The sequence below is a fragment of the Arthrobacter sp. Soil736 genome (assembly GCF_001428005.1).
Taxonomy (GTDB): Bacteria; Actinomycetota; Actinomycetes; order Actinomycetales; family Micrococcaceae; genus Arthrobacter.
Map to the genome: position 1 here is coordinate 38,011 of NZ_LMSB01000014.1, position 25,241 is coordinate 63,251.

Annotated in this window: 25 protein-coding genes; 4 read left to right on the forward strand and 21 right to left on the reverse strand. The window is 67.2% G+C overall.

Going from position 1 to position 25,241, the window contains the following annotated elements:
* Nucleotides 1-102: 102 nt before the first annotated feature.
* The gene (infC, locus tag ASG92_RS10800; RefSeq protein ID WP_056627810.1) at nucleotides 103-1,188 is read right to left on the reverse strand and encodes a translation initiation factor IF-3; all 1,086 of its coding nucleotides are present in this window, start codon (nucleotides 1,186-1,188) and stop codon (nucleotides 103-105) included.
* Nucleotides 1,189-1,568: 380 nt separating this feature from the next.
* On the opposite strand from infC, the gene ASG92_RS10805 reads away from it, so the two are divergent.
* On the forward strand, nucleotides 1,569-1,955 hold the full coding sequence (locus tag ASG92_RS10805) for a DUF1844 domain-containing protein (protein ID WP_056627813.1): 387 nt from the start codon (nucleotides 1,569-1,571) through the stop codon (nucleotides 1,953-1,955).
* A gap of 146 nt (nucleotides 1,956-2,101) precedes the next feature.
* On the opposite strand, the gene ASG92_RS10810 is transcribed toward ASG92_RS10805, so the two are convergent.
* The 8 genes from ASG92_RS10810 to ASG92_RS10840 form a co-directional block, all read right to left on the reverse strand.
* Nucleotides 2,102-3,403 (reverse strand): MFS transporter, encoded by a 1,302-nt coding sequence (locus tag ASG92_RS10810; RefSeq protein WP_056627816.1) that lies wholly within the window; start codon nucleotides 3,401-3,403, stop codon nucleotides 2,102-2,104.
* 60 nt (nucleotides 3,404-3,463) lie between these two features.
* A complete protein-coding gene (locus tag ASG92_RS10815) occupies nucleotides 3,464-4,357 on the reverse strand; it encodes an SseB family protein (protein WP_056627883.1) in 894 nt (297 codons plus the stop codon).
* A 31-nt stretch (nucleotides 4,358-4,388) separates the two neighbouring features.
* Complete coding sequence (gene priA / locus ASG92_RS10820; RefSeq protein ID WP_056627819.1) at nucleotides 4,389-5,135, reverse strand: bifunctional 1-(5-phosphoribosyl)-5-((5-phosphoribosylamino)methylideneamino)imidazole-4-carboxamide isomerase/phosphoribosylanthranilate isomerase PriA; 747 nt, start codon at nucleotides 5,133-5,135, stop codon at nucleotides 4,389-4,391.
* A gap of 90 nt (nucleotides 5,136-5,225) precedes the next feature.
* The gene (locus tag ASG92_RS29230; RefSeq protein ID WP_200951946.1) at nucleotides 5,226-5,384 is read right to left on the reverse strand and encodes a hypothetical protein; all 159 of its coding nucleotides are present in this window, start codon (nucleotides 5,382-5,384) and stop codon (nucleotides 5,226-5,228) included.
* Entirely contained in the window at nucleotides 5,385-6,173 is a 789-nt protein-coding gene (gene hisH / locus ASG92_RS10825; RefSeq protein ID WP_056627821.1) for an imidazole glycerol phosphate synthase subunit HisH, read from the reverse strand.
* On the reverse strand, nucleotides 6,170-6,796 hold the full coding sequence (gene hisB, locus ASG92_RS10830) for an imidazoleglycerol-phosphate dehydratase HisB (protein WP_056627824.1): 627 nt from the start codon (nucleotides 6,794-6,796) through the stop codon (nucleotides 6,170-6,172). The genes hisH and hisB overlap by 4 nt, the downstream gene beginning before the upstream one ends.
* A 59-nt stretch (nucleotides 6,797-6,855) precedes the next feature.
* Nucleotides 6,856-7,974, reverse strand: a complete 1,119-nt coding sequence (locus ASG92_RS10835) for a histidinol-phosphate transaminase (RefSeq protein ID WP_056627827.1) — start codon at nucleotides 7,972-7,974, stop codon at nucleotides 6,856-6,858.
* A 78-nt stretch (nucleotides 7,975-8,052) separates the two neighbouring features.
* Nucleotides 8,053-8,403: a LysM peptidoglycan-binding domain-containing protein gene (locus tag ASG92_RS10840; RefSeq protein ID WP_056627885.1), complete on the reverse strand. Its 351-nt coding sequence runs from the start codon at nucleotides 8,401-8,403 to the stop codon at nucleotides 8,053-8,055.
* 431 nt (nucleotides 8,404-8,834) lie between these two features.
* Here ASG92_RS10840 and lexA point away from each other — a divergent pair, with 431 nt between their 5' ends.
* Complete coding sequence (lexA, locus tag ASG92_RS10845) at nucleotides 8,835-9,584, forward strand: transcriptional repressor LexA (RefSeq protein WP_056627887.1); 750 nt, start codon at nucleotides 8,835-8,837, stop codon at nucleotides 9,582-9,584.
* Between the two features lie 35 nt (nucleotides 9,585-9,619).
* On the opposite strand, the gene ASG92_RS10850 is transcribed toward lexA, so the two are convergent.
* Both ASG92_RS10850 and hflX read right to left on the reverse strand, forming a co-directional pair.
* Complete coding sequence (locus ASG92_RS10850) at nucleotides 9,620-11,677, reverse strand: ATP-dependent DNA helicase (protein ID WP_056627831.1); 2,058 nt, start codon at nucleotides 11,675-11,677, stop codon at nucleotides 9,620-9,622.
* Nucleotides 11,670-13,247, reverse strand: a complete 1,578-nt coding sequence (gene hflX / locus ASG92_RS10855; RefSeq protein WP_056627834.1) for a GTPase HflX — start codon at nucleotides 13,245-13,247, stop codon at nucleotides 11,670-11,672. The genes ASG92_RS10850 and hflX overlap by 8 nt, the downstream gene beginning before the upstream one ends.
* 359 nt (nucleotides 13,248-13,606) lie before the next feature.
* Between hflX and ASG92_RS10860 the strand changes: the two genes are divergently transcribed.
* Nucleotides 13,607-14,221 carry a methyltransferase gene (locus ASG92_RS10860; protein ID WP_056627835.1) on the forward strand — a complete coding sequence of 205 codons (615 nt, stop codon included), beginning with the start codon at nucleotides 13,607-13,609 and terminating at the stop codon, nucleotides 14,219-14,221.
* Here the strand turns inward: ASG92_RS10860 and dapF are convergent.
* The 6 genes from dapF to ASG92_RS10890 form a co-directional block, all read right to left on the reverse strand.
* A complete protein-coding gene (dapF, locus tag ASG92_RS10865) occupies nucleotides 14,202-15,146 on the reverse strand; it encodes a diaminopimelate epimerase (RefSeq protein WP_056627838.1) in 945 nt (314 codons plus the stop codon). The genes ASG92_RS10860 and dapF overlap by 20 nt on opposite strands.
* A gap of 44 nt (nucleotides 15,147-15,190) precedes the next feature.
* Complete coding sequence (miaA, locus tag ASG92_RS10870) at nucleotides 15,191-16,108, reverse strand: tRNA (adenosine(37)-N6)-dimethylallyltransferase MiaA (RefSeq protein ID WP_056627889.1); 918 nt, start codon at nucleotides 16,106-16,108, stop codon at nucleotides 15,191-15,193.
* 22 nt (nucleotides 16,109-16,130) lie between these two features.
* Nucleotides 16,131-17,684, reverse strand: coding sequence for a tRNA (N6-isopentenyl adenosine(37)-C2)-methylthiotransferase MiaB (miaB, locus tag ASG92_RS10875; protein ID WP_082579445.1), 1,554 nt, complete (start codon nucleotides 17,682-17,684; stop codon nucleotides 16,131-16,133).
* A gap of 98 nt (nucleotides 17,685-17,782) precedes the next feature.
* Nucleotides 17,783-18,253, reverse strand: a complete 471-nt coding sequence (locus ASG92_RS10880; protein ID WP_056627840.1) for a regulatory protein RecX — start codon at nucleotides 18,251-18,253, stop codon at nucleotides 17,783-17,785.
* Nucleotides 18,254-18,353: 100 nt separating this feature from the next.
* Nucleotides 18,354-19,409: a recombinase RecA gene (gene recA / locus ASG92_RS10885; protein ID WP_056627843.1), complete on the reverse strand. Its 1,056-nt coding sequence runs from the start codon at nucleotides 19,407-19,409 to the stop codon at nucleotides 18,354-18,356.
* Between the two features lie 209 nt (nucleotides 19,410-19,618).
* Entirely contained in the window at nucleotides 19,619-19,843 is a 225-nt protein-coding gene (locus ASG92_RS10890; RefSeq protein WP_056627895.1) for a DUF3046 domain-containing protein, read from the reverse strand.
* 42 nt (nucleotides 19,844-19,885) lie between these two features.
* Between ASG92_RS10890 and ASG92_RS10895 the strand changes: the two genes are divergently transcribed.
* Nucleotides 19,886-20,395 (forward strand): MarR family winged helix-turn-helix transcriptional regulator, encoded by a 510-nt coding sequence (locus tag ASG92_RS10895; protein ID WP_056627844.1) that lies wholly within the window; start codon nucleotides 19,886-19,888, stop codon nucleotides 20,393-20,395.
* 120 nt (nucleotides 20,396-20,515) lie between these two features.
* On the opposite strand, the gene ASG92_RS10900 is transcribed toward ASG92_RS10895, so the two are convergent.
* The 4 genes from ASG92_RS10900 to ASG92_RS10915 all read right to left on the reverse strand — a co-directional run bounded on the left by ASG92_RS10900 (nucleotide 20,516) and on the right by ASG92_RS10915 (nucleotide 25,208).
* The gene (locus ASG92_RS10900; RefSeq protein WP_055798349.1) at nucleotides 20,516-20,968 is read right to left on the reverse strand and encodes a helix-turn-helix transcriptional regulator; all 453 of its coding nucleotides are present in this window, start codon (nucleotides 20,966-20,968) and stop codon (nucleotides 20,516-20,518) included.
* Between the two features lie 137 nt (nucleotides 20,969-21,105).
* Complete coding sequence (locus tag ASG92_RS10905) at nucleotides 21,106-21,600, reverse strand: CinA family protein (protein WP_056627897.1); 495 nt, start codon at nucleotides 21,598-21,600, stop codon at nucleotides 21,106-21,108.
* Between the two features lie 2 nt (nucleotides 21,601-21,602).
* Entirely contained in the window at nucleotides 21,603-22,292 is a 690-nt protein-coding gene (gene pgsA / locus ASG92_RS10910) for a CDP-diacylglycerol--glycerol-3-phosphate 3-phosphatidyltransferase (protein WP_056627847.1), read from the reverse strand.
* 9 nt (nucleotides 22,293-22,301) lie between these two features.
* Nucleotides 22,302-25,208 carry a DNA translocase FtsK gene (locus ASG92_RS10915; RefSeq protein ID WP_056627850.1) on the reverse strand — a complete coding sequence of 969 codons (2,907 nt, stop codon included), beginning with the start codon at nucleotides 25,206-25,208 and terminating at the stop codon, nucleotides 22,302-22,304.
* Nucleotides 25,209-25,241: the final 33 nt, after the last annotated feature.

Genomic DNA, 25,241 nt, shown 5'->3' on the forward strand with positions numbered 1-25,241 from the left:
ACGTATCCGCGGACAATGTCCGCAGTTCTTTCGTGCAGCCGCCCCTGCGGGCGGCATGCTGGTTGCTGACTGCCTGAAGGCGATACCTTCCGCAGTTGTGAACTAAGTGGTCTTCTTACCTGCCGGCTTCGGCATGGCACGCGGCGCGGGGCGCGCAGCGGGCTTCGGCGCGGCCGGCCTGGCCACCGGCTTGGGCGGAGCAGGAACAGCTGCAGGCTTGGGCGCTACCGGAGCAGCAGCCTTCTCAGCCTCAGCCGCCTTGGGAGCAGCAGGCGCTGCGGCCTTGGGAGCCACGGGCGCTGCCGCCTTGGGAGCAGCAGGCGCTGCAGCCTTGGGAGCCACGGGCGCTGCCGCCTTGGGAGCGACGGGCGCTGAGACCTTGGGAGCAGCAGCCTGGGGTGCCTCGCGCTTCGGCTCGGCCTCCTTGGCAGCCTTGGGTGCTTCCGCGGCGGGAGCTTCGGCAGCCGGAGCTGCTTCGGCCGGAGCGGAAGGCGCTTCGACGGCGGCTTCCGGAGCGGCCGCTTCAGCTGCTGCCGGGGCTTCCTGCACAGTTTCCTCCGTGGAAACCTGGAAGCCTTCCGGCAGAAGGTCAGCAAGGGACTGCGTCAGGGGTGCCTGATCGTCACCTGAGGTGTCGATGCGTCCGGATGCCTTGGCTTCGTTCTGGGCCTTGGCTTCAGCGCGCTGCGTTGCACGGCGGGCTTCGGCCTTGGCTTCCGCCTTGTTCTTCAGCGGACCGATCACCATGACCATGTTGCGGCCGTCGATGCGGGGGCTTGACTCCACCACGCCGACTTCATTGACATCTTCCGCGAAACGCTGAAGCAGGCGCAGACCCATTTCCGGGCGCTGCTGTTCGCGGCCACGGAACTGAATCATGGCCTTGACCTTGTCCCCGGATCCAAGGAAGCGCAGGGCGTGGCCGCGCTTGGTCTCGTAGTCGTGGGTGTCGATCTTCAGGCGGAACCGGATTTCCTTCAGAACCGTGTTGGTCTGGTTCTTGCGGGCCTCACGGGCCTTGACTGCGGCCTCGTACTTGTACTTGCCGAAGTCCATCAGCTTGCACACCGGAGGCTTGGCCTGCGGTGCAACTTCAACGAGATCAAGATCGGACTCGGCAGCCAGACGCAGGGCATCCTCAATACGGACGATTCCTACCTGTTCGCCGGCAGGGCCGACCAGCCGCACCTCTGGGACGCGGATACGCTCATTGATTCTTGGCTCGCTAATGTTAAAGCTCCTGTGTTTGTGATGGGTATTCCACCGGCAAAATAGAGAAGGCCCCCAATTGCCGGAGCAATCGAAGGCCTCGAGGATCGGATGTGCAGGCCCCGCAGGGACTGCACGCGGTTTCCCAGGCTCCTGCCTGATGAAAACGCCCGACCTTTACCCGGCAACCTTGCTTCCCGTAACTACTCGGGTAAACGGCTGACGCGGGTGGGAGAGAACTCCGCTTGCAAACTGATTATCAATTCTACAGAACGATACCCGCTTACCGCACATTGCGGCAGTGGGTCTCATCCACGGCAAAATAACGACATCCAGTCGGTCTGTGACAAGCTTACCGTATGAGCACTCCAGACAGTAATTCACACGTTTACCAGGCCCCCGGTGACCAGGCCGATGTTTCACAGCAGGTCCGGGACATCGCCGAAGTTCCGGCCATCGAGGTCATCACCACTGCCGCCGTGCACCTCATGAGCGCCGCTGCCGTGAAGCTCGGCCTGGCTGCCGAAGAGAATGCGGAAGAGCTCAAGGACCTGGACGAGGCCAGGAAGCTCATCACGGCCCTCGCCGGCCTCGTGACCGCCGCCGCCCCGGAGATCGGTTCCCAGCACGCCGGACCGTTGCGCGACGGCCTGCGCTCCCTGCAGCTCGCCTTCCGTGAAGAGTCGATCATCCCCGATCCTCCGGGCAAGGGCCCGGGTGAAAAATACACGGGAGCCGTGAACTAAGTTCCGCACGAACAAACCACGACGACGGCGGGCTGACCTTGAGAGGGGCGGCCCGCCGTCGTTCTGTGTCGGGAAGCAATCGCCTCAGACTGGCGGCGGGCTGACCTTGGACTCGGGCTGGTGCAGGGCTGGCGCTTGGCGCCCGGCTAGGCCCTGGCGGCGCGCCGCCGGCGGCGGCGCTGCAGCCTGAGTCCGACGGCGCACAGCAGAACGCCGGCCACACCCACTGAAACGAACCCGCCCCACGGGCCGACGCCGTCGATGAACACTCCGGCGAGCGGCGCGCCCAGGGCGACTCCGGCCGTGAGCGCCGATCCGTACCAGCCCATCGCCTCACCGCGCCGCGCCTCGTCCACGAGGTCAGCGACCTTTTCCGACGCCGCCGAGAGCACCGGCGCGCAGAGGAGGCCCGGGAGCAGGGAGAGCAGGCTCAGCGTCAACGTGTCTGTGGCGAACCCCATCGGGATGGTCAGCGCCGCCATCCCCAGGAGCAGGAGGATCGGCGACACGGGGCGGTGCATGGCACCGTAGACGAGGCCGCCGATGACCGACGCCGCACACCAGAAGAGGAACACAACCCCGATTTCACTTTGGTGCCCTCCGGTCTCCAGTGCTGCCACGATGCCCACATCGGTGCCGCTCAGCACCATGCCCGCCCCGGAGGCGACGGCAAAGACCGCGGCTACGGCCGCGGTAAACCAGGTGAAGTTGTGGGCGACCTTGCGCCGGAGACCCGCCCGGCGGCGGCTGCCGGCGGCCGCGGGCCCGAGCTCGGCGGCAGCTTCGTGGAGGTGGGCGGGGGCGGCCGCCACGACGGCAACTTCGGCCGCCTCCTGCTCGTCCGCCTCGCACGCCTCATCGCGGTCCGCACTGCGGGTGGGCGGGTTGAACCACATCAGGAACAGGCCGGCCAGGGAGGTAGAGACGCCGACGATGGTCAGTCCGACGACCGAATGGCCGCTCGTGGCGACGATCGCTCCGGCGGCCGGCCCGATCATGAACACCACCTCCGTGCTGATGGCATCCAGGGCGAAGGCGGTCCTGCGCTGGTCACCGTCCGCCAGCACGCCCAGCGATTGGCGGACGACGCTGAAAATGGGGAGTGTGAGCAGTCCCCCGACGAACACGAGCGGCAACAGCCACTGGTAGGAGACGTGCGGCACGATGGACCAGATGACGGTCTCGGACACGACAGACGGTATGAGCGCCGTCCGGAGTCCCGCCGTGTCCACGCGCCGCCCCCGCCACGGGGCGCCCAGCGCAATGCCGATGGTCATGACGGCCGCTGCTGCCCCGGCGGCGGCGTAGCCCTCTCCAAGGGTCAGAACGATGTGCAGGGTCAGGAGCACGCCGGCTGCCGAATGAGGTATGCGCGCGATCATGCCGACGACCAGGAGCCGCCGGATGGGCCTGACGGCCAGCAGCTCCCGGTACAGGGTGAAATTCACAGGTAGGTCCTTAGTTCCGCGGCCGGGCAGCAGCAGGACGGACCATCTTGGGACCGCCGGTTACTGCGCGGCGCGCCTTAGCTTGACTTCGATCGAGTCAACACGCTCACCAAACAATACATTCCGGCTCCAGTCGTTTTGCAGCCCGGCAACGAGGGACTGGACCGCGGCGGCATCCAGTCCGTCCTCAAGGTAGAGCACGACGCGCAGTTCCGGCCCCGGTCCGCCACCGTCAATCCGGCGGCCTGAGGCGGTCGATGCCGCCACGCCACCGCCGGGAAGGACTTCAAGACCGCGGACGGCCGGCCGGGTCTCGGCGGCGGAGCGCAGCAGTGCCGCCAGCTCGGCATCGCGGTAGGCAGGAACCCACTGCTTCTGCTGAGCCAGTGCCCAGACGGCCGGGCGCCGCACGACGAAGGTCACCTCGGACCCCGGATCCATGACCAGCAACTCAGCGCCTTCGGCCACGGCGGACAGCGCCGCCCGCGCCGCGTAAACCGCAACAGGCCTCGCTTCGGGGTGCCACGCGGCCAGGGCCTCGGCCGAGCTGAACACCGGCATGGCCAGCCGCCCGTCGGGCGCCTTCAGCGTCACGAGTGCCATGTCCGCCTGCTTGTCGGCATGGAGCCCGTCCACGCCTTCGGCTTCCTCGGCCAGCTGGGCCACAATCGGAACGAAAACGCGCGCCGTGGCAAGCGAAGCTACGACGGCGGCCTCGTCGCCGTCGGCCGTGAGGAGGCCCGAAACGGCGGCGAGATACCCTGCGTCCGCCGTGCCGTCGTCGTCCTCGAAGTTGTGGATGCTGGCGTTCTCACCCTCGAGGCTGCGGCCCGCCCAGGGCTGGCCGGCAGAATCGGTAGCGCCGCCGGCGCCCGCAAGGGCAGCCTGGATGTGCCCGGGAAGGCGGCGTACCGGAGACTGTTCCTCCTCAGTGCCTTCCGCACCGTCGGGCATCCGCCCGTGCTCGGCCATGACGGGGCGCTGCCTAGCGGCGGCCGGCGACGTCGAGGGCCTGCGGCAGGGTGAATGCCCCGGCGTACAGGGCCTTGCCGACAATGGCACCCTCGACGCCGAGCGGAACCAGCGAGCGGAGGACCTTCAGGTCATCAAGGCTGGAGATGCCGCCGGACGCCACCACGGGCTTGCCGGTTTTCTCGACCATCTGCCGCAGCAGTTCGACGTTGGGGCCCTGGAGCGTGCCGTCCTTGGTGACATCGGTGACCACATAACGGGCGCAGCCGGCCTCCTCGAGGCGGCCCAGGACGTCCCAGAGGTCGCCGCCTTCCTTGGTCCAGCCGCGGCCCGCGAGCGTGGTGCCGCGGACGTCCAGTCCGACGGCGATCCTGTCGCCGAAGCGCTCGATGGCCCGCGCCGTCCAGTCCGGATTTTCGAGGGCGGCAGTGCCGAGGTTCACGCGGGCCACGCCCAGGTCCAGCGCCTTTTCCAGCGACTCGTCGTCGCGCAGCCCGCCGGACAGCTCGACTTTGATGTCCAGCCGGCCCACCACTTCACGCAGGAGCTCGGCGTTGGAGCCGCGGCCGAACGCAGCGTCCAGATCCACCAGGTGGACCCATTCCGCGCCCTGCTCCTGCCAGTTGAGGGCCGCCTCCAGCGGTGTGCCGTAGCTCGTCTCGCTGCCGGCTTCACCTTGCACCAGGCGGACAGCCTGGCCGTTCACGACGTCGACTGCGGGGAGCAGTTCCAGTACAGGAAGCTCGGTTTGGCTGATCATCTCGTGTCCTCGGTTCTCGTGTGGCGCTGATTTCCATGAAGCGCTGTTGTTTCCGTCCAGCGCTGTGGCGGGTGGTTCCGGCCGTTGCTGCTATTGGGCGGGCAGGGTCAGCAGGTACGCGGCCAGCAGCGACATGCCTGCCAGCACGTAGAAGCTGATCTGCGTCCAGAACGGCTTCTTCTGCTGCCGAAAGGACAGCGCGCCGCCGACCAGCAGGCCGGCCAGGCCCATCAGCACGATGGACCACATCTAGGCATCCGCCGCTGGCGAAGCCGGCGTGGTGTCCGCCGGCGTGGCATCCGCCGCTGGCGATGCGTGCCGCTGGTGGTGGCTGCGGAGCCCGTCCACCCAGTTCTTCAGGAGCCGTGCGCCGGCATCCCCCGACTTTTCCGGGTGGAACTGGGTGGCGCACAGCGGTCCGTTCTCGACGGCGGCGATGAAGGGCGCGCCGTGCTCCGACCACGTCACGAGCGGTGCGGCCATGCGGGGCTGCACGACGTCGAAGTCCCAGCTCTGGACACCGTAGGAGTGCACGAAGTAGAAGCGCTCGGACTCCACGCCCTCGAAGAGCCTGGAGCCTTCGGGGACCTTCACGGTGTTCCATCCCATGTGCGGAACGACGTCTGCGGGCAGGAGTTCGACTTTGCCGGGCCACTCCCCCATGCCCTCGGCTTCGGTCCCGTGTTCAACGCCCGCCTCGAACAGCACCTGGAGGCCTACGCAGATGCCCAGGACAGGACGGCCTCCGGCTACCCGGCGACCGATCATCCTGATGGCGTCCACTGCCTTGAGTTCGCGCATCACGGTCTCGAAGGCACCGACGCCCGGCACCAGCAGCCCGTCCGCGTTGAGAACGTCTTCGGGCTTGGAACTCAGAATGACCTCGGCGCCGGCGCGCTCGAGGGCACGGACGGCTGAACGGACATTGCCGGAACCGTAATCCAGGACCGTGACAGTCGGCTTGCCTTCCGGGGACGCCGGCTTGACCGTGGCTGAGGGATCGATGATGGCGCCCTCCCGCAGCACTTTGCCGGTCACAGGGCACCCTTGGTGGACGGAATGCCCTCCACACGGGGGTCCGGCTCCACGGCCGCACGCAGCGCCCTGGCGAAGGCCTTGAACTGGGCCTCGACAATGTGGTGCGGATCGCGTCCGGCGATGACGTTCATGTGCAGGCAGATGCCCGCGTGCAGCGTGATGGCCTCGAAGACGTGCCTGGTCAGTGATCCCGTGAAGTGGCCGCCGATCAGGTGGTACTCCTGCCCCGCGGGTTCACCGCCGTGCACCAGGTACGGCCGGCCGGAAACATCCACGACGGCGTGCGCAAGCGCTTCGTCCAGCGGCACCGTGGCCTCGCCGAAGCGGCGGATGCCGGCTTTGTTTCCGAGGGCCGTGCGCAGCACCTCACCGAAGGTGATGGCGACGTCTTCGACGGTGTGGTGCACGTCGATGTGGATGTCGCCGGTGGCCTTAACCGTCATGTCAATGAGTGAGTGCTTGCACAGCGCGGTCAGCATGTGGTCATAGAACGGGACCGAGGTGCTGATGTCCGACACTCCGGTGCCGTCGAGGTTGATCTCCACCAGCACGGAAGATTCGCTGGTGGCACGCTCCAGGCGTGCAGTCCGGGCCTCGGCAGCCTTGATTCCGGTGTCGCTCATGGTGATAGGTGTCCTTTTGACGAAGGAGAGTTCAGACGTTGCTTGGTCTACGCTCAAGTTTAGGCCGGAAGGGCAGCCTGCCTGGCCAGGATGCTCTCCAGCGCCTCCAGGAAAGCTGTGGTTTCCGTCTCAGTTCCGGCCGTGACGCGCAGGTGCCCGGGGATGCCGACGTCCCTGATCAGCACGCCCGCGTCCAGCAGCGCCTGCCAGACCTCGTGGGGGTTGTCCAGCCCGCCGAAAAAGACGTAGTTGGAATCCGATGCCGCCGGTCGCAGTCCCATCCGCGTCAGTTCGGTGACGATGCGGTCGCGCTGCCGCTTGATGTCCTGGACGTCCGCCATGAGCGCCTCGCGGTGGTGCAGCGCCGCGAGTGCGGTTGCCTGGGTAATGGCCGACAAGTGATACGGCAGGCGCACGAGGCGCAGGGCGTCGGTCACTTCCGGTGCCGCCGCCATGTAGCCGAGCCGGGCGCCGGCGAGGGCGAACGCCTTGCTCATGGTCCGGGACACGATGAGCCGCTCGCGGCCCGGCAGCAGGGTGAGGGCACTGGGAGTGCCGTCGTGGGCAAACTCGTGGTAGGCCTCATCCACGATCACAATGGTCTGGCTGGCCTCGCCGGCCTCGTAGACCGCCTCCACCACATCCAGGCCGAGGCCGGTGCCGGTGGGGTTGTTGGGTGAGCAGAGGAACACAATGTTCGGCTGCAGCTCCCGGACCTGGCGGGCAGCGGCCTCAGCGCTCAGGCCGTAGTCCCCGGCGCGCTTGCCGACAATGTAGGCGGTATCGGTTCCGCTGGCGAGCAGCGGGTACATGGAGTACGTGGGCGGGAAACCGAGGGCCGTACGCCCCGGCCCGCCAAAAGCCTGGAGAATCTGCTGGAGCACCTCGTTGGAGCCGTTGGCCGCCCAGATGTTTTCGGCGCCGAGCCCGTGGCCGAGGTATTCGGCAAGGGCTTCCCGGAGTTCGGTGAATTCGCGGTCCGGGTAGCGGTTAAGGCCCGCGGCGGCCACCGTCACGGCTTCGGAGATGGCGGCCCTGACATCAGCCGGCACGCCGTGAGTGTTCTCGTTGACATTGAGCAGGATGGGGACGTCAAGCTGCGGCGCACCGTAGGGTGTCAGCCCCCGCAGGTTAGTCCGGAGGGGCAATCGGTTAAGTCGCTCAAGCTGGTCACTCACCTGAACAGTTTAAGTGCCGCGAACGGCACGCCTGAAACTGTGACGATTTGGCGGGTCCGAACTCCGCAGGAACGCCGCCTACTTGGACGGTACAAACAGCTGCTGACCCGGCATGACCCGGCCGCCTGCCAGATCATTCAGCTGGACAATATCCGCGATGACATCGCGCGGGTCCCGGCTGGGGTCCACGGCCCCGGCGATGGCCCACAGCGATTCCCCTGGCTGGACCGTGACGGACACCGTTGGCGTGACGGCCAATCCGCTGGCGGTGTCAGCCGCCTTGGCCGGCGAGTTCAGCAGGCCGGCCAGGGAGAGCAGAAGAGCAGCCAGCAGAACGATCGGCAGGCCAATCAGGACGATCCGGCCGCGGCGCGTGAGACGGAGCCGCGGCGGCTTGACCGCCTGGCCGCTGACCGGCGCACCGTGCAGTGGACCCTGCTGTGGACCCTGTTGTGGACTGTGCCGGGAACTTTGCCGCACCGCTGTTTTCATACCCTGCGGACGTGAGCACTGAACTGTTGTTGAAGCTGACATGACCTGAGCCCTCCTGGACCAATCTGTGCTGCCCGGTTTGTGCCCGCCCGCCGGCCGGTCGCCGGGATATTCGAATAACCCGGTCGCTTCGCAGCTGGACTAGAACACATGTTCGAACTTTACTTTCCTAAGTTTTAGCACCTATCAACGAATTAAGTCGAGACTCGCTAGAACAAATGTTTGAAAAACGCGTAGGGCTGGCCTACGTTTGGAATCAAAGAACAACCACATCTGCAGTTGATCAGCAGGGTCTGACAATTTCAGTCCGGAAGTTCCCGGCGACTGCAGCCACGGATGCCGGGTGGAATGGAAAGGCGTTGGCAAACATGGCAGCACAAGCCTCCGGCGGCACGGCTCCCCAGCGCAGCCAGCGGTCTCAGCGGACACCCAAGGGACTCACCGTCCGCCAGAAGAGGATCCTGGAAACGATCCAGCGGTCAGTCAATGAGAACGGCTACCCGCCGTCCATGCGGGAAATCGGCGACACCGTTGGCCTGGCCAGCCTGTCCAGCGTCACCCACCAGCTCTCGCAGCTGGAAAAGCTCGGTTACCTGCGGCGGGACCCCAAGCGCCCGCGGGCCATGGAAGTCCTCATGCCGCTCACCCTCGACGCGGGCGGAGCAAAGGCCCAGGGGGCGGAGAAGGACGCCGCACTCCACAGCGTGGGAGGCGGATCAGTCTCCGAACTGCCCAGCGCCATGGACACGGCCATGGTGCCGCTGGTCGGCCGGATCGCGGCAGGCGGACCCATCCTTGCGGACCAGGTGGTGGAGGATTTCATGCCGCTGCCCCGCCAGCTCGTAGGCCATGGCGAACTGTTCATGCTGAGGGTGGCCGGCGATTCCATGGTGGATGCCGCCATCTGCGACGGCGACTGGGTGGTGGTCAGGCGGCAAAGCGACGCCGTCAACGGCGACATCGTCGCTGCCCTGCTCGACGACGAAGCGACCGTCAAGACGTTCCGCCAGCGGGACGGGCACACCTGGCTTCTTCCGCAAAACACCCAGTACGAACCCATTCTGGGCGACCACGCCGTGGTCATGGGCAAAGTGGTCTCAGTACTGCGTTCGCTGTAGGGCCTACCCGTCAGCGTGCAGGTGCCCGTAAACCCCTAGGACCGTGCGCCGGCCAGCCTCTCCAGGGCAGCCACGGCGATCTTCCGGTCGGTCGTCGGCCAGAACGGCGGGAGCGCGGCACGGAGGAAAGCTCCATAGCGCTCGGTGGACAGCCGTGAATCCAGCACCGCCACCACGCCCTTGTCATCAGTGGACCGGATCAGTCGTCCCGCGCCCTGGGCCAGCCTGATCGCCGCGTGGGTGGCCGACACCGACATGAACCCGTTGCCGCCGGCCTGGGCCACGGCACGCGAGCGTGCGGTCATCAGCGGATCATCGGGCCGGGGGAACGGGATCCTGTCAATCACCACGAGCCGGCAGGATCCGCCGGGGACGTCCACACCCTGCCAGAGGGACATGGTCCCGAACAGGCACGTGTCCGGCTCGTCGGCGAACTGCTTGACCAGGGCCGTCATGGTGGAATCTCCCTGGCACAGGACGCTGACATCCAGCCGGGGCCGCAGCGCCTCGGCCGCGTCCTCGGCGGCACGCCTCGACGAGAAGAGGCACAGGGCTCCCCCGCCGGAGGCACGGATCAGCGACTCAAGTTCGTCGAGGGCCTCAGGCGAGGTGCCCCTGCCAGGCTTGGGCAGGTGGCCGGCAACGTACAGGATGCCCTGCTTCGGATAATCGAAGGGCGAGCCAACGTCCACTCCGGTCCAGCTCGGCGCGCCCTCGCCCACGAGGCCAAGCCCGCCGGCAGCGGGTTCGAAGGCGGAGCCAATCGCAAGGGTGGCTGACGTCAGCACCACGGTGTGGCCGGCGAACAGGCCTTCCCGCAGCCGGCCCGCGACGCTGAGCGGGGCGATGTTGATGAGGGCGGGCGACGATTCGTCCGGCGCCGAATAGCCCTGCTGCGGGTCAAAGGTGCTGTTCCGCGAGAACCACACCACCTCGCGGTTTTCCCGCGCCGCGATCAGCCGCTCGCACAGCTCCAGGATCACCAGGAGGCGCGACCGCGCGAGCTGCCGGCCGCCGTCGGGCGTGTTGCTGCTGTCCCCCTTGGAATCGGACAACGCGGCCCGGCACGCCTCGCGGAGCTGGTCCACACAGTCCAGCTGCTCGGCATTGAGCCCGTTCGGGAGCAGGCCGCTGGGCACCCCGGCGACGGCGAGTTCCAGGTTCGCGGCGGCGGTGTTGAGCGCGTCCACGGTGATGCCGGTGTGCTTGCGGGCGCCCGAGGCAGCCGCATGGACCATGGCCACCGACAGCTGTCCGGAGACGGCGCCAGTGACCCTGTCCTGGAGCTCGTGGGCTTCGTCCACCACCACGACGTCGTATTCGGGCAGGACGGCCAGGCCCTCAAAGGCGCTGACCGCGAGCATCGCGTGGTTGGTGACCACGACGTCGGCCTCGGCTGCGTTGTGCCGCGCAAGTTCGCTGAAACACTCCGCCGCCAGAGGGCATTTCTGCGCCCCGAGGCATTCCATGGAGGTGACCGAGACCTGGCGCCAGGCCCGGTCCGTCACGCCGGGGAGGAGTTCGTCGCGGTCGCCCGTGGCGGTTTTCTCCGCCCATTCGCGGAGACGGACCACTTCCTTGCCGAGCTGCGACGACGGCCCGCCCATGGCGGCTGCGAAGTGCGGCACGCTGGTGTCTTCGCCCAGGGAGAAGAGCTGGCCTTCGGAGGGCTCCTCCGAGGGGAAGCCGCCCTCCAGCTTGTGCCGGCACACGTAGTTGGACCGGCCCTTGACGAGCGCGATCTTGACGGGCCGGTCAAGGGCAGGCGTGATGGTCTTGAGCAGCCGGGGAAGGTCCCTGCCCACGATCTGGGTCTGCAGTGCCAGGGTGGCGGTGGACACCAGTGTTGGCTTGTCGCTTTCCAGCGAGTGGGCGATCAGCGGGATCAGGTACGCGAGCGACTTTCCGGTTCCCGTGCCCGCCTGGACAAGCAGGTGGTCCCCGGTCTCGATCGCCCGCGCCACCTGCCGCGCCATCTCGTGCTGGCCGCTGCGGCTTTGACCGCCCATGCCGGCCACGGCGCGGTCGAGCAGTTCGATGACGAACTGCTCGCCGGCTGTGGCGTCGGCGTGGTCCGCCGCCCGCTCAGTCATTGCTGATGAAGGATTCCAGTTCAGCCGCGAGGCCTTCCCGGACCATGACCACGGCGCGGGTGCCGCCCTCTTCGTGATCCAGGCTCAGGATCTCCGCATCGGAGTCGTGGAGCCTGCTGATCAGGTCGCCACGGTGGTACGGGACGAGCAGTTCCAGCTTGACGCTGGGCCGCGGAATGGACTCGCTGATGGCCTTCAGCAGTTCGGGGATGCCCTGGCCCGTGCGCGCGGACACGACCACGTGGCGCGGTTCGCGCTGCTTGAGCCGCTCCACGACGAAGGGGTCTGCTGCGTCCGCCTTGTTGAGCACGATGATTTCGGGCACCTTGCGGGCGTCCACCTCGGCGAAGACGGAGCGCACCGCGGCGATCTGCCCCTCGGGATCGGGGTGGGAGACGTCCACGATGTGGAGGATCAGGTCCGCATCCGCGACCTCCTCAAGGGTGGAACGGAACGCCTCCACCAGCTGCGTGGGAAGCGAACGCACGAAGCCCACGGTGTCCGCCAGCGTGTAGCCCAGCCCGTCAGCGGTTTCGGTTTTGCGGACGGTGGGGTCCAGGGTGGCGAACAGCGCGTTCTCCACCAGGACGCCCGCATCCGTGAGCCGGTTCAGCAGGGAGGACTTTCCGGCGTTGGTGTACCCGGCAATCGCGACCGAAGGCACGGCATTGCGACGGCGGTTGGCCCGCTTGGTTTCCCGGGCCGGCTTCATCGCGGCGATCTCACGCCGCAGCTTGGCCATCCGCGTCCGGATCCGCCGCCGGTCCAGTTCGATCTTGGTTTCACCAGGACCACGGGACCCCATGCCGGCGCCGGCGCCGCCCACCTGGCCACCGGCCTGGCGGGACATGGACTCGCCCCAGCCGCGGAGGCGCGGAAGGAGGTATTCCAGCTGCGCCAGCTCCACCTGGGCCTTGCCTTCGCGGCTCTTGGCGTGCTGGGCGAAGATGTCGAGGATGAGCGCCGTGCGGTCGATGACCTTGACCTTGACGATGTCTTCGAGTCCGCGGCGCTGCGACGGTGCCAGCTCCGCGTCCACCACCACGGTGTCCGCGCCGGTGGACATCACCACGTCCTTGAGTTCCAGGGCCTTGCCGGAGCCGAGGAACGTGCCGGGGTCCGGCTTGGCGCGGCGCTGGACTAGGCCGTCGAGCACCTCAGAGCCCGCGGTTTCAGCCAGGGCGGCCAGTTCGCGCAGAGAGTTCTCGGCGTCGGCCAGCGTGCCTTCCGTCCACAGCCCGGCCAGGACCACACGCTCCAGGCGAAGCTGCCGGTACTCGACTTCGGTGACGTCTTCGAGTTCGGTGGACAGCCCCGCCGTGCGGCGCAGTGCCCGGCGTTCCTCGAGATCCTGCTGATCGCCGTCGAACAGGCTGTGTTCCTCATCAAGCCGGGAAATCGCCTGGGCCTTGCCAAATACTGCCCTGCTGCCGGCACCGGCGCCGCTTCCCGGCGCGGCATTCTTCGCCGGGACGTCCTTGGCGAGAATCCGGTCGATGACAGCTTGGATTTCCTCAGGACTCATGTCCTGGGCTGCCGGCTCGGATCCGGAGTTTTGCTGACTGGTCATGGTCTCCTTAAAAGGTTCTGCATCTTCAGAATAGTGCTGATTGCTGCCCTTGGGCGCGGTATTCGCGCTGGGCTGACGGCGAGGGGTCATGGAGAGGCTCCTGTGAGGCCGCGGCGGGTACGCCCGGGGGCCGGTTAGTTGATCTGAGTGGGGGGTGCTGCGGCGCGCGGGGCGGAAGGTCAATACCTGCATCGCTCCGGGAGGGGTCGTCTGCGCCCGAGGCGACCGCCGGAATGGCGGGCTATTCGGGGAGGTCCGACGGGGCCGGCTACTCAAAGATCAAGAACATGCGTTCCAGCCTAGCAGACCGCATGGTCCGGTTTCCCATGTGGGCGGCTGGCCCACTAATCTGGCCAGTTATGGAGTCTGCCCACTATTTCAGCGCCTCGCCCGCGGGGCCTTTCACCCGCAAGCCACTCACGGTGGAACTGGCGGGTGAAACGCGGAACCTGCAGACCTCCGCCGGCATCTTCAGCCCCGACGGAATCGACAAAGGCACGGCGGTCCTGCTGGCGGACGTGCCCGCGCCGGCCCCGCAGGGGAACCTGCTGGACATCGGCTGCGGGTGGGGGCCGATTGCCCTGACGATGGCGCTGCGCGCTCCGCATGCACGGGTTTACGCCGTGGACGTCAATGAGCGCTGCATCGCGCTCACCAACGGGAACGCTGCCCTGCTTGGCCTGGACAACGTCACGGCCAGCACTCCGGAGGCTGTTGATCCGGACCTGCGCTTCGACACGATCTGGTCCAACCCGCCGATCCGGATCGGCAAGGATGAACTGCATTCACTGCTGCTGCTCTGGCTGCCGCGGCTGGCCCCTGGCGGTTCCGCCTGGCTCGTGGTGCAGAAGAACCTGGGCTCGGATTCCCTTCAGCGCTGGCTGGTCGAGGTGCTCGATGACTCGTTCACGGTGAGCCGGGAGAGCACGTCGAAGGCTTTCCGGATCCTGCGCGTCAGGAAAGCGTCCCGGTAGCAACGATCGTTGCCGGGCCGCTGAGCTCCACGTGCTCGCGGCCGTCGGCCACAGTGAAGAATTTAACCCCGACGACGCCGCCCGGCACCTTCACGCGCCAGGCGTCCGGTGCGCCCTGTCCGGCCCAGTGACGGATTGCCACCGCCGCAGCACACGCTCCGGTTCCGCACGACTGCGTTTCGCCGACGCCGCGCTCATGGACACGCATGGTCACCGTGCCGACGCCGTCATGGACCAGCGGCTCCGCCGGGACGACGAACTCGACGTTGGTGCCGTGGGCAGGCTTGGGGTCAACGTGCGGTGCCGTGAAGAGCCGCATGCCCTCCAGCTCGGAGAGTTCGGCCAGCGCGACAACCGTGTGCGGGTTGCCCATGCTGACGGACAACGCCGGGCGGGGCACTTCCAGGCCGTCGGCGCCGACGAGGGAATCCATGGCGCGCGCCGCCGCCTCAGCCGGGAAGATGAACTCCCACGGCCCCATATCGACGGCGTATCCGTCACCCGTGCGGACAATGGTCTTGACGCCGCCGCGGGTGCCGATGGCCATCGAACCGCCCGCCGGGAGCTCCGCCAGGCCTTCGGCGAGGAGGAAGTGGACGAACACGCGCACGCCGTTGCCGCACATCTCCGACAGCGAGCCGTCTCCGTTCCGGTAGTCCATGAACCATTCGGCGTCGGGGTGCAAGGCAAGAAGCTGCCGGCCTTCGTCGAGGAGCCGGGAGGGGACGGCCCGGATGAGTCCGTCGCCGCCGATGCCGCGGTGGCGATCGCACAGGTGGGCAACCTGCTCAGGGGAGATGGAGTGCGTGCCCTCGGGGTCGGCGATGAGGACGAAGTCGTTACCCGTTCCGTGGCCCTTGGAGAAGCGGAGGCCGCTCAGTTGCGAGGTGGCTGACTCGGCTGTTTCTGCAAGGGTTTCATCCATGGTTCAAGGTTACCTTCACGCCGCCGGGGTCCGGAAAACGGGCTTCAGGAGCACAGCGCCGCGGCCTTGGCCGTGAGGGCGGGGTCCTGCCAGTCGAGCCACTTGATGCGGGGATCCGCGCGGAACCAGGTGAGCTGGCGCCGGGCAAACTGCCTTGTAGCCACAATGGTCTCCTCGGTGGCCTGGGCGACGTCCGCCTCGCCGTCGAGCACTTTGAGGAACTGGGCGTAGCCAAGGGCGCGGGGCGCGGTCCTGCCCCGGCGCAGCCCGGCTGCTTCGAGCCGTTCAACCTCGGCCAGCAGTCCGCGCTCCACCATCCGGTGAACGCGTTCGGCCAGCCGTCCGCGCAGCACCTCCCGGTCAACCGCCAGACCGATCTGCACGGCTGGCTGGACGTACTCGCGCGTGGGCATGAAGGAGCTGAACGGCCGCCCTGTCAGCTCGAAGACCTCCAGCGCACGAATGATGCGCCGGCCGTCACCGAGCCGCCCGGCGGACACCGGGTCGACGGCCCGCAGGCGTTCGAGCAGCGGAGCCGTCCCGACGGAGGCGTGGTCCTGCTCGAGCCGGCCGCGGATCTCCGGATCGGTCCCCGGGAATTCCAGGACATCGAGGGCGGCGCGCACGTACAGCCCGGAGCCTCCGGCCAGGATGGCCCGCTTTCCGCGGCTGTGGATATCGGCGACGGCGGCCCTCGCCAGTTGCTGGAAGTCGGACACCGACGCTTCCTGGGTGACGTCCAGGATGTCCAGCAGGTGGTGCGGCACTCCCCTGCGCTCGGCATCGGTGATCTTGGCCGTCCCGATGTCCATGCCCCGGTAGAACTGCATGGAATCGGCGTTGATGACTTCGCCGTCCAGTGCCAGGGCGAGCTCGACGGCGAGGTCGGACTTTCCCGAGCCGGTGGGCCCGACGACGGCAATGACGGGCGGCCCGTCCGGACTGGGCGTCCGGGAACTCACGGCTCCGGAAGTGTCGCCCACGTTATTGGCGGCTCCGGACAGGAAGGGACGGCATGCCCAGCGAGACCCCGGTCTTCCCCGCGGTGCCCGTGGCACCCGGGGCGGGGGCGCCGCAGGAGTCGGCCTGCGCCCTGTCCCAGGCGTCGCCCGCGCGCGAACGCCGCAGGGCGTAGTCGGCGGGCGTTGCCGGGTCCGCGACCAGGTGGAAGGCTGCCGCTTCCGTCACGGTGACCGTGACCAGGTCGCCCGGGCGTGGCGCCGGGGCACCGTCGGGGACGGAGAAGTGGACGAGCCGCTGGTCCTGCGAGCGGCCCGACAACCGGTGGGTTTCCTCCGCCTTGCGGCCGGACTGGGCGGTGACCATGACCTCGACGCGGCGTCCGAGCTGCTTCGCGTTCTCCTCCGCGGCGATGCGGTCCTGCAGGGCCGTGAGCCGTTCGAAGCGTTCCTGCACCACAGCCTTGGGCAGCTGATCCGGCAGGTCCGCGGCCGGCGTGCCGGGCCGCTTGGAGTACTGGAAGGTGAAGGCCGTGGCGAAACGTGACTTTTCGACGACGTCCAGGGTGGCCTGGAAATCCTCTTCCGTCTCCCCCGGGAAGCCGACGATGATGTCGGTCGAGATCGCGGCGTGCGGAATCTTCGCCCGGACCTTGTCCAGGATTCCGAGGAACTTCGCGGAGCGGTAGGACCGCTTCATGTCGCGGAGGACCTTGTCGGAGCCCGACTGGAGCGGCATGTGCAGCTGGGGCATGACGTTGGCTGTTTCGGCCATGGCGTCAATGACGTCGTCGGTGAACGCTGCCGGGTGCGGGCTCGTGAAGCGGACCCTTTCCAGGCCCGGGATCTCGCCGCAGGCGCGCAGCAGCTTGGAGAACGCCTGGCGGTCGCCGAATTCCACGCCGTACGAGTTGACGTTCTGGCCAAGGAGCGTCACTTCGATGGCGCCGTCATCCACCAGGGCCTGCACCTCGGCGAGGATGTCCCCCGGCCGGCGGTCCTTTTCCTTGCCGCGCAGGGCCGGGACGATGCAGAACGTGCAGGTGTTGTTGCAGCCCACGGAGATGGACACCCAGCCCGAATACACGGAGTCGCGTTTGGTGGGCAGCGTCGACGGAAAGACGTCCAGAGACTCGAGGATCTCGAGCTGGGCCTCGTTGTTGTGGCGTGCCCGGTCCAGGAGTGCCGGCAAGGCGCCCACGTTGTGCGTCCCGAAAACGGCATCCACCCACGGCGCCTTCTTCAGGATGGTCTCGCGGTCCTTCTGGGCCAGGCAGCCGCCCACGGCAATCTGCATGCCCGGGTTGGCTGCCTTGATGGGCGCCAGCATGCCCAGGTTGCCGTACAGCTTGTTGTCCGCGTTTTCCCGTACGGCGCAGGTGTTGAACACGACGACGTCGGCCTGGGCGCCTTCGGCCGGAACATAGCCGGCGGCCTCCAGCATCCCTGCCATCCGCTCGGAATCGTGGACGTTCATCTGGCAGCCGAACGTTCGCACCTGGTATGTGCGGGGCGCGGCCGAAGCGTCGGTTGCTGCTGGAACGGTGCCGGATGCGGGGGAAGGATAGGTCAGACTCACCCGTTAAGCGTACCGGCTGCGCCCGGCTCCCTCATGCCCCAGCTGCCTGCGCCCGAACTGCTGGCGACTGAGCCGCGCAAAGCTTGGCTGCCGGACCCTCAGCTGCCTGATGCGGCGTCGAGCACTTCGCCCACGATGCGGAAAGCCTGCGACGGCTGGTACCCCTTGCGGGCGAGCATGGACGCCAGCCGGCGGGTGGCCTTGTCCCGCTCGGCGCGGTCTGACAGGTCAGTTCCCACCCGGAGGCGGCGTTCCACCAACTGGCGGGCCGCCGCTTCCTCGTCGTCGTCGCTGAGCTGTTCCAAGGCCGACGCCGCGGTGTCCCCGTCGATGCCTTTTTCCGCCAGTTCCCTCCGGAGGGCACCCTTGGCCAGCTTGCGGGTCTGTGAGCGGCTCCGCACCCACATCTCGGCAAACTCCGCGTCATCGACCAGCCTGACCTCTTCAAAGCGGTCAAGGACAGCGGCGGCGACGTCCTTGGGCACGTTGCGCTCCGCCAGCTTGCGCTCGAGCTGCAGCCTGCTCTTGGGCGAATTGGTCAGCTGCCGCAGCACGATGGCGCGCGCCACCGCAGCAGGGTCAGGCTCCCTGTCCTCCGCGAACCTGCCCTCCGCGAATGCTGACGGCGGGGCTGACTCCTGACCGGCGGACGCGGCGCGGCGCTTGCTGCTAGAACCCGTCAACGGCCTTCAGCTTCGGGGAAGCCGCGGCGTCAGCGGCCGCGGGGGCCACCCCGACGCCCAGCTTTTCCTTGATGAGCCGCTCCAGTTCCGCAGCCAGTTCAGGGTTGTCGCGCAGGAAGCGGCGGGAGTTCTCCATGCCCTGGCCGAGCTGATCGCCGTCGTAGGTGAACCAGGAACCCGACTTCTTGATGATGCCGTGCTCCACGCCCATGTCGATGATGCCGCCCTCGCGGGAGATGCCCTGGCCGTAGATGATGTCGAACTCGGCGATCTTGAAGGGCGGGGCCATCTTGTTCTTGACGATCTTCGCCTTGGTCCGGTTGCCAACGGAGTCAGCACCTTCCTTCAGCGTCTGGATCCGCCGGACGTCGATACGGATGGAGGCGTAGAACTTCAGCGCCTTACCACCGGTGGTGGTTTCCGGCGAGCCGAAGAAGACACCGATCTTTTCCCGGAGCTGGTTGATGAAGATGGCGGTGGTCTTGGTCTGGCTCAGCCGGCCCGTGATCTTTCGCAGGGCCTGGCTCATGAGGCGCGCCTGGAGGCCGACGTGGCTGTCTCCCATGTCGCCTTCGATTTCCGCACGCGGCACAAGCGCGGCCACGGAGTCGATGACGATGACGTCAAGGGAGCCGGAGCCGATAAGCATGTCCATGATTTCCAGCGCCTGCTCGCCGGTGTCCGGCTGGGAGACCAGCAGGGCGTCAGTGTCGACGCCAAGCTTGGCCGCGTACTCGGGATCGAGGGCGTGCTCGGCGTCGATGAAGGCGGCGATGCCGCCCTGCCGCTGGGCGTTGGCCACAGCATGCAGCGCAACGGTGGTCTTACCGGACGATTCCGGTCCATAGATTTCGACGATCCTGCCGCGCGGCAGTCCGCCAATTCCCAACGCCACGTCCAGGGCGATGGATCCTGTCGGGATAACCTCAATCGGGGCCCGGACTTCATCGCCCAGCCGCATGACGGAGCCTTTGCCGAACTGCTTGTCAATCTGGGCAAGCGCTGCTTCAAGCGCCTTTTCACGATCCGGGGCTGCCGCCATGGTTCACACCTCTAATGCTTTCTCGCGTTGGAGTGGCCTGTGCGGCCTGTTTTCTGTCATCACTGACGCTAATGCCGCCCTCTGACATTGTTGCCGGGCGGGAGTGCGTATGTGGATAACCTGCTCAAAAAAAGCATAGCCCTACCCGAACAGATATTCGAACAATCTGTCGGCGTGTCAGGCCTCTTCAGTCGTGCCAGGGACGCCGGTCAGTTCCGGCTGGGTTTGATGTCGCGGCCCAGGCGGCGCTCCGCGGGGACGTCCTGGACATCACAGACGGCGAGCCAGACGTCGCGAGGGTTGACGCCCGCGGCAAGGGCCTGGACCGCGGTCCGGCTGCCTACGCCGGCAAGCACCAGTGAGCCGCCGAGCACGCGCGAGTAGCCTGCGCCGAATTCGTCGTCCATGAGCCGCCAAAAATCACTAATTCTCACGCCATAGAGTCTCTCACGGGCGCGGACCATAGAATGGTTGCCATGAGCAACCCAGCTGACGTCCCCGGAGTCTCCGCCCCCTCCGAGGACACCCTCGATGCCGCGCTGAAGACCGTGGAGCATCAGATCAGCCTCTTCTGGCGGCGTGCCCGGTCCGTATCGCAGCAGCTGTCACGCCAGGTGCATCCGGACATGGAGCCAGCCGCATACGGCCTGCTGACGGTGATCCGCAAAGAGGGTCCCATCCGGCTGACAGAGCTGGCTTCCTGCATCGGTGTAGGCAAGCCGTCGGTCAGCCGCCAGATTGCATTCCTCGAGAGCATCGGCCTCGTAGTCAAGGAGGCAGACCCGATGGACGGCCGCGCCCAGACCATCAGGCTCACGCCGCACGGCGAGGAGAAAATGCACCAGGTGCAGGACGCCAGGCGGCAGGTTTTCCGGGAGAGGCTGGGCGAATGGCCCGTGGAGGATCTTGAGGCCCTGGCCACCTACCTGGCCAAGCTCAACGCCACGTACGAACGTGACGGCTTCCCGAAGGACGGCACTCCCTAAAACGCCAGGAACCCCGACTGGGCCGGGCGCCGGCAAACGGTGTGCCGCTCGTCCCGGGAAGGCGCGACTAAGGCCCCCGGCCTGAGCCGGAGGCCTCGCGTCTATATTCCGTGGAGCTGGTTACCGGGCGCCCGAGAGCAGCCCCTTGGCCAGTTCGTCAGACAGGTCAGTATTGAGTTCGCGGTCAAGGTCGCGGCCGTAACGCTGCGAGAATTCCTGCGGCACGGTGTCCGGAACGGCAACGCCCTCGGCCACTGCCACGCGGTCGCTGACCTCTCGGAGCATGCTGGACAGCGGAACGTCGAGGGCCGAGCAGATCGAAGACAGCAGCTCCGAAGAGGCTTCCTTCTGGCCGCGCTCCACTTCACTGAGGTACCCAAGGGAAACCCTGGCACTGTGTGAAACTTCGCGGAGCGTCCGGCCCTGACGCTGGCGAACGTCGCGCAGAACATCACCGATTTCGTGACGAAGTACTACCATCTTGCGCTCCTTCTGTTCGCTCTTTGCCTGATCGGCGAGGCCCACATCCTTCCAGCGGACAACGCCGTTTACGGATACGGGCTGCTTTACCATCTGTATCGCCTTGCTCCCTCTTTAGTCCGGTGCGCGTGAAGCGAACCGCTTTTGGTCTTTTCATCCTAGGCGCCTCCCTGATGCGGAGGCGACACAAAATAACAACTATTCGGATTCGCTTTTTGTTCCCGGCAACCTTACTCCCGGTAGCTTAGCGACGCTAGGGCCTCTTGAAGCCGTTCCAGCGCGGCCGCGCAGGCCAGGGCCCGGATCTCTGCCCGGGTGCCCTCGAAGCTGTACGGAAACGACGTCGAGCCCTGGGCTGTGGCGACGCCGATGAACACTGTCCCCACTGACTTGCCGTCGTGCTCGTCAGGCCCGGCGACTCCCGTGGTGGACACTCCGAGGTCCGCGCCCAAGGTTCGTCGCGCGCCGTCGGCCATCGCTGCCGCCACTGCGCCGTCAACGGAGCCGACGGAGTCCAGCAGCGCCTGCGGAACGCCAAGGACGTCCCGCTTGACGGAGTTCCGGTAGGAAACAACGCCGCCCTGCAGCATGGACGATGCGCCTGGCGTGTCTGCCAGCATCGCCGTGACCATGCCGGCCGTCAGCGATTCTGCGGTGGCGACGGTGATTCCCCGTTCCACGGCTGCGGCGACGGCCTCGCCGGCGATCCGGTGCAGGTTGGTCATGGTCATCCCTCCCGGGTTTCCGGTTTGCGGTGTTCGTGGTCGTGGTGTTCGTGTTCCTGGTCGTGGCGTTCCTCGGCGCGCCGGCGCAGCCCCTGCGCCCGGACCTTCATCGCTTCAATGACATATTCGACGCCGGTCCACACGGTGATCAGCACGGCGACGAGCATGACGGCGAAGGCGACCCAGACCAGCCACGGTGCGATGGCGGACAGCGGGAGAAGGTAGAGGAAAATGGCCGCAGTCTGGACCACGGTCTTCAGTTTGCCGCCGCGGGACGCCGGGATCACGCCGTAGCGGATCACGAAGAACCTCAGAGCGGTGATGCCCCATTCACGGACCAGGATGACGACAGTAATCCACCAGGGCAGCTCGTTCAGGACAGACAGCATGACCAGGGCCGAGCCGATCAGGAGCTTGTCCGCAATCGGATCGGCGATCTTTCCGAAGTCGGTGACCAGTCCCCTGCTCCGGGCGATGTCACCGTCGAGCTTGTCCGTGTAGATGGCGACGGCGAACGCCGCCACGGCGGCCCAGCGCCAGGGTCCGGACTCACTGCGCAGGCCCGGTGCATCGGCGACAAGGAACCAGACGAAGAACGGCACCAGCACGATGCGGAGCATGGTGAGGATGTTGGGAAGATTCCAGATCCCGGAGCTGTTGGAGCCGGCCGCGGTCGCTTCGGTGCTAGTCACCCTTCTAGGCTACCGTCCGGTGAGGGACCAGGCGTCTTCGGAACCGTCCTCGTCGTCGCCGGAGCTGCCGTCCGCGCCGTCGTAGTACTCCACGCTCTGGGTGCGGTTGTCCAGGTCGGCGGCAACAAGATCCTCGGCGTACCCGCCTTGGGCGATGTTGGCGTTGGCGTTGTCACTGAGCGCGGCGGTTTGGGAATCAGGCGCCGCCGGGGCCTCCTGGCCCTTCATGGCAGCCAGCACGGTGGCGAGGTCGTCCGGCTTGACCAGCACGTCCCGGGCCTTCGAGCCCTCGGACGGGCCCACGACTCCCCTGGATTCGAGGAGGTCCATGAGGCGGCCGGCCTTGGCGAACCCGACGCGGAGCTTGCGCTGCAGCATCGACGTCGAACCGAACTGCGTGGTGACCACCAGCTCCGTGGCCTGCAGCAGCACCTCGAGGTCGTCTCCGATGTCGTCGTCGATCTGCTTCTTCTGCGCCTCCGGGGCGACGTCGTCACGGTAGACCGCCTTGAGCTGACCCTTGACGTGTTCGACCACCTTGTGGATTTCGGACTCGGTGACCCACGCGCCCTGGACACGCATGGCCTTGGAGGCGCCCATCGGCAGGAAGAGGGCGTCGCCCTGGCCGATCAGCTTTTCCGCTCCCGGCTGGTCCAGGACCACGCGGGAGTCGGTCACGGAGGACGTGGCAAACGCCATACGCGACGGAACGTTGGCCTTGATCAGGCCGGTGACGACGTCGACCGAGGGACGCTGGGTGGCCAGGACCAGGTGGATGCCGGCGGCGCGGGCGAGCTGGGTGATGCGGACGATCGAATCCTCGACGTCGCGCGGCGCAACCATCATGAGGTCGGCGAGCTCGTCCACGATCACCAGCAGGTACGGGTACGGCCGGATGACGCGCTTGGAGTCGACCGGCGGGTGGACCTTGCCGGCCCGGACAGCCTTGTTGAAGTCATCAATGTGCTTGAACCCGTAGTTGGCGAGGTCGTCATAGCGGGCGTCCATTTCCCGGACCACCCACTGCAGCGCCTCGGCGGCCTTCTTGGGGTTGGTGATGATGGGGGTGATCAGGTGCGGAACGCCCTCGTACGCCGTGAGTTCCACGCGCTTGGGGTCCACCATGACCATGCGGACCTCGTCCGGCGTGGCGCGCATGAGGATGGACGTGATCATCGAGTTCACGAACGAGGACTTGCCTGCACCGGTGGCGCCGGCAACGAGAAGGTGGGGCATTTTGGCCAGGTTCGCCACGACGTAGCCGCCCTCGACGTCCTTGCCGACGCCCATCACCATGGGGTGGTCGGTGCGGCGGGCGTTCTGGCTGCGCAGGACGTCGCCGAGCGAGACGGTTTCGCGGTCCGTGTTGGGGATCTCGATGCCGATGGCCGACTTGCCGGGGATGGGGCTCAGGATGCGGACGTCACTCGAGGCCACGGCGTACGAGATGTTCTTGGACAGTGCCGTGACGCGCTCGACCTTGGTGCCCGGTGACAGCTCGATCTCGTAGCGCGTCACGGTGGGGCCGCGGCTGAAGCCGGTCACCTGGGCGTCCACGTTGAACTGCGTCAGCGTCTCCGTCAGGGAGGCAACGATGGCGTCGTTGGCCTCGGTGCGCTCCTTCGGGATGGACCCCGGCGTCAGGACGTCCGACGACGGCAGGGTGTAGGTGACGTCGCCCGCCAGCGACAGCTGCTCGGTGCGCTGCGGAATGGGCGTGGGCGGCGGGGCGGGGGCGACGGGCCGCGACGGGACCTGGGCGGCCGCTGCGCCGGCTGCCGGGTTCAACGAACCGGCGGCGACCATGCCGGGGGTGACGAGCGGGATGGCTTCGGTGGCGTTCTCGCCCGCCGGTCCGGCAGTGCTGCCCAGCCCCTGGGCTGCCTTGATCTTCTCGACGGCGATCTCGGCCTGGGTGGGGCGGCGCACGCCTGGCGCCACGGCGCTGGAGGCCTTGGCGCCCTTGGGAGAACCGGGTGCGGGGTCGTCGTCGATGACGGCATGTTCGAAGGCTTCGTCTCCGACGTATCCCTCGAGGCGGGCGTCGGCGTCCCGGTCCTTGCCGAAGAGCCGTTTCCGCTTCTTTTTCGGCTCTGCCGGGGCGCTGTCGTAGAGGTAGCTGCGGTCGTGTCCGCCGCCGTCGTCTCCGTTGTCCTGAAGGTCGATGCCCATCAGGTGCTCGTAGGCGCCGCGCAGGCGCCGCGGAATGGCCCCGAAGGGGGTGGCGGTGACAATCAGCAGCGAGACGAATGCCAATAGGGCGTAGAGGACCACCGGCACGGCGGTGTGAATAGCCGCGAGCGGTGAGGCCGCGAGGAAGCCCAGCATGCCCCCGGCCTGACGCAGACCGTCAAAGCCCTCGCTTACGGTCGGCTGGCCGCCAACGATGTGGGCAAGCCCGCAACCCGCGAACGTCATGATGAGGAAGCCGATGCCCACGCGGTTGTTGCCCCGGCCGTCGGCCGGCTGGCGGAACAGCCTGAAGGCGCAGGCCGACAGCATCAGCGGCAGCACGAGGGACATCCAGCCGAACGTGCCGTTGACCACCGCGTAGACGGTGTCCGGGAACCAGCCCCGGAGTCCCCACCAGGCAAAGGTGGCAATGAAGACCGCCAGCGCGAGGTTGAACAGCGCGGCACCGTCACGGCGGTCTTCCGGGGAGAGGTCGCTCACGTCGTGGCCGATCCGCCGCACTCCCCCGCCCACCAGATGGCCGATGCCGAGCCACGCGCCGCCGACAACCCTCAGCAGCCAGGGCTGCCGGATTTCGACGGCGGGCAGCTGACGCGTGCGGGCAGTGCCGGCCGACGCTCCCGCCCGGCCGGACTTGGCCGCCGCGGGACCGGCGCGGCCTGCGGACGTGCCTGCTTTGCCGCCGGAAGTACGTTTTGGCGCGGGGGAAGTACGTGTGGCCATATGTGCCACGGTACTCCACCCCGGCCCCGGATC